This is a genomic window from Dankookia sp. GCM10030260 (assembly GCF_042666655.1).
In the GTDB taxonomy this organism is placed as follows: domain Bacteria; phylum Pseudomonadota; class Alphaproteobacteria; order Acetobacterales; family Acetobacteraceae; genus Paracraurococcus.
Window position 1 is genome coordinate 1 of sequence record NZ_JBHTDE010000061.1, and the last position, 3,506, is coordinate 3,506.

A 3,506-nucleotide genomic window follows, 5' to 3' on the forward strand; every position below is an offset into this window, starting at 1 on the left:
CTTTTCAAGCCATTTTTCGCCATGTTCGTGGCACTACATATTTGCCAAACTCCGGGGAATCAGGCAGCAGGCCGCGCAAAATCAACCACTTGCCAACGGACTCCCAACGGGGACTGTTCAAGTTGGGTCAGGCGCCGATATAAGCGCCTGACAGACTCCAGGCTATTGTTTTGTCGTGTGATTCACGCCTTCCGGTGAGCCCGCCTTAGACGGTCACACTCCGCGCGCGCCGCAGCACCAGGGTGGACCAGGGCCCGACATCGATGCGGCGTTCCAGCCGCAGCCCCTGCCGGCGATGCGCCGCCAGCACCATGCGCACCTGGGTGCCGAGCAGCCCGGCCAGGATCGCGGTGCCACCCGGCGTGAGATGCGCAGCCAGGTCGCGCGCCATCGAGCACAGCGGCCGCGCCAGGATATTGGCGAAGATCAGGTCATAGCGCCCGGCCCGCACCACGCGGTGCCGCCAGCCATCCGCCAGCCGCGCCGCGACGAAGCGCCGCATGCCGTTCAGCACCGCATTCTCGGCGGCGACGCGGACCGACCAGGGCTCGATGTCGGTGGCCAGCACCGGGCGGTGCAGCCGCTTCGCCGCGGCCAGCGCCAGGATGGCGGAGCCGGTGCCGAGGTCGAGCACCCGGCGCGGCCGGCGATGCGCGATGGCGGTGAAGGCCATCAGGCAGCCCTGGGTCGAGGCATGCTCGCCGCTGCCGAAGGCCAGGCCCGCATCCAGCCGCAGCACGGTGCGGCCATAGACGACGGGATTGGGCACATGCGTTGGCCGGATCAGGAACCGCCCGATCGGAAACTCGGAAAAACTCTCGGCGGTGCGGGCGAGCCAGCCCTCGGCCTCGATCGGGCCGACCTGCAGCGCCGGCGGCTCGATCCCGCCGACGGCGGCGGCCAGGGCCAGGGCGCCGGTCAGTTCGTCGTCGCCCCAGCCGGCCTCGCGCACGCCCTCGACCCGCCAGGTGTCGGTCGGTTCGTCGCGGAAATAGGCGACGGTGACGCAGACGGTCTGCAGCGCCGCCTCGAAGCCCGGCACGGCTTCCTCCGGCAGGCCGTCGATGGCCAGCAGTTCCAGCGGCTCGGCCCGGCGGCGGGAGAGCGGGGTCGGCCAGTCGTGACCCTCGGACATCAGGCACGCTCCAGGAAGCTGTCCATCACCCGCTTGGGGTCGGACTTCTCGAAGTTCACGTCGACCTTGTTGTCGTCGACCGCGGTCACGTGGCCATAGCCGAATTTCTTGTGGAAGACCCGGTCGCCGACCTGCAGCGGCTCGGCATGCGCCGGGCGGGCCTGGACCTCCCAGGCGCCGGCCTCGATGGTGCGGGGCTTGCGCGCGGTCAGGCCGCCGGCGGCGAAGACCGAGGGCATGTCCACCACGCGGTTGCGCGCCATGCCGGTGCTGCCTTCGCGCTGGATATGCTCGGCGGGCAATTCGTCGAGGAAGCGCGACGGGATGGAGCTCGACCAGTTGCCGTAGATGCGGCGGTTGGCGGCGGAACTGATGATCGCCTGCCTGCGGGCGCGGGTGATGCCGACATAGGCGAGGCGGCGCTCCTCCTCGAGCCCCTTCTCGCCGCCCTCCTCCAGCGCGCGGGCGTGGGGGAAGAGGCCCTCCTCCCAGCCCGGCAGGAAGACCATGTCGAATTCGAGACCCTTGGCGGCGTGCAGCGTCATCAGGGAAAGTCGGTCGCCATTGGCGTTCTCGTCCGTCTCCATCACCAGGGCGACGTGTTCGAGGAAGCCGGCCAGGGTCTCGAATTCGCCGAGGGCGCGGATGAACTCCTTCAGGTTGTCGAGCCGGCCGGGCGCCTCGGGCGACTTGTCCTGCTTCCACATGTCGGTGTAGCCGCTCTCGTCGAGCAGCGTGGCGGCGACCACCACATGGCCCTCGCGCGCCAGGCCCTCGCGCCAGCGGGCGAAGCCATGCAGCAGTTCCGTGAGCGCCGCGCGCGCCTTGCCGGTCATGCCGCCGCCCTGCACCAGCTTGGCCGCGGCCATGGCCAGCGGGATGCGTTCCTCGCGGGCGATCTCGTGCATCCGGCGCATCGCGGTGTCGCCCAGGCCCCGCTTCGGCGTGTTGACGATGCGCTCGAAGGCCAGGTCGTCGGCGGGTTGGGCGAGGACGCGCAGATAGGCCATGGCGTCGCGGATCTCAGCGCGCTCGTAGAATTTCAGCCCGCCGACGACGCGGTAGGGCACGCCGAGGGTGATCAGCCGTTCCTCGAAGGCGCGGGTCTGGAAGCCGGCGCGGACCAGGATGGCGATTTCGGCCAGAGGATGGCCGCTGCGCTGCGCCGCCTCGATCCGCTCGCCGACCATGCGGGCCTCTTCCTCGGAGTCCCAGAGCGAGACGACGCGCACCTTGTCGCCCTCGGCGTCGTTGCGGCCGGTGCGCAGCGTCTTGCCGAGGCGGCCGGTATTGCGCGCGATCAGCCCGCTGGCGGCGCCGAGGATGGGCTTGGTCGAGCGGTAGTTGGATTCCAGGCGCACCACGCGGGCGTTGGGGAAGTCCTTCTCGAAGCGCAGGATGTTCTCGATCTCGGCGCCGCGCCAGGAATAGATCGACTGGTCGTCGTCGCCGACGCAGCAGATGTTCCTGTGGCCCTGCGCCAGCAGCCGCAGCCACATGTACTGCACCAGGTTGGTGTCCTGGTATTCGTCGACCAGGATGTAGCGAAAGCGGCGGTGCCAGTCGGCGAGCACCTCCGGATGGCCGCGCAGGATCTCCACCATGTGCAGCATCAGGTCGCCGAAATCGGCGCAATTCAGGTCGCGCAGGCGGGACTGGTAGGCGGCGTACAGGGCGCGGGCACGGCCGCCGGCATAGTCGGTGTCCTCGGCCGGGGTGACGCGGTCGGGCGCGATGCCGCGGTCCTTCCAACGCTGCACCTGCGCCATCAAACCTTGCGCCGGCCAGCGCTTCAGGTCGATGCCTCCAGCATCCATCACCTGCTTCAGCAGGCGCATCTGGTCGTCGGTGTCGAGGATGGTGAAGCCACTGGTCAGCCCGACTAGGTCTGCATGCCGCCGCAGCATGCGGGCGCAGAGCGCGTGGAAGGTGCCGAGCCAGAGGCCTTCGGCCGGCCGGCCGAGGATGGCGGAGACGCGTTCCCGCATCTCCCGCGCCGCCTTGTTGGTGAATGTGACCGAGAGCACTTGGCCGGGGAAGGCCCGCCCGGTCATCAGCAGGTGGGCGAAGCGGGTGGTCAGCACCCGCGTCTTGCCGGTGCCGGCGCCGGCGAGGACCAGCAGGGGGCCGTCGAGGGTCTCGACCGCTTCCCGCTGCTCGGCGTTCAGGCGGGAGAGGTAGTCGGGAATCGGGGAGAGGATGTCGGACACACCGGCGGGTATAGGCGGTCCGGCGGATGGCTCCAAACGCCGGACTTCCCTGCCTGCGGATATGCGGGAGGGGCGTGTGTGTTGGGGGGGGTATGGATGCGGGGACAGGATTTGAACCTGTGACCTTCAGGTTATGAGCCTGACGAGCTACCGGGCTGCTC

General features: G+C 69.3%; 2 protein-coding genes. Both read right to left on the reverse strand.

Features of this window, described 5'->3' with window-relative positions; genetic code table 11:
* Positions 1-205: 205 nt before the first annotated feature.
* Positions 206-1,135: a 50S ribosomal protein L11 methyltransferase gene (locus ACFQS7_RS30700; RefSeq protein ID WP_380070944.1), complete on the reverse strand. Its 930-nt coding sequence runs from the start codon at positions 1,133-1,135 to the stop codon at positions 206-208.
* A complete protein-coding gene (locus ACFQS7_RS30705; protein WP_380070945.1) occupies positions 1,135-3,345 on the reverse strand; it encodes an ATP-dependent helicase in 2,211 nt (736 codons plus the stop codon). The genes ACFQS7_RS30700 and ACFQS7_RS30705 overlap by 1 nt, the downstream gene beginning before the upstream one ends.
* Positions 3,346-3,506 lie beyond the last annotated feature (161 nt).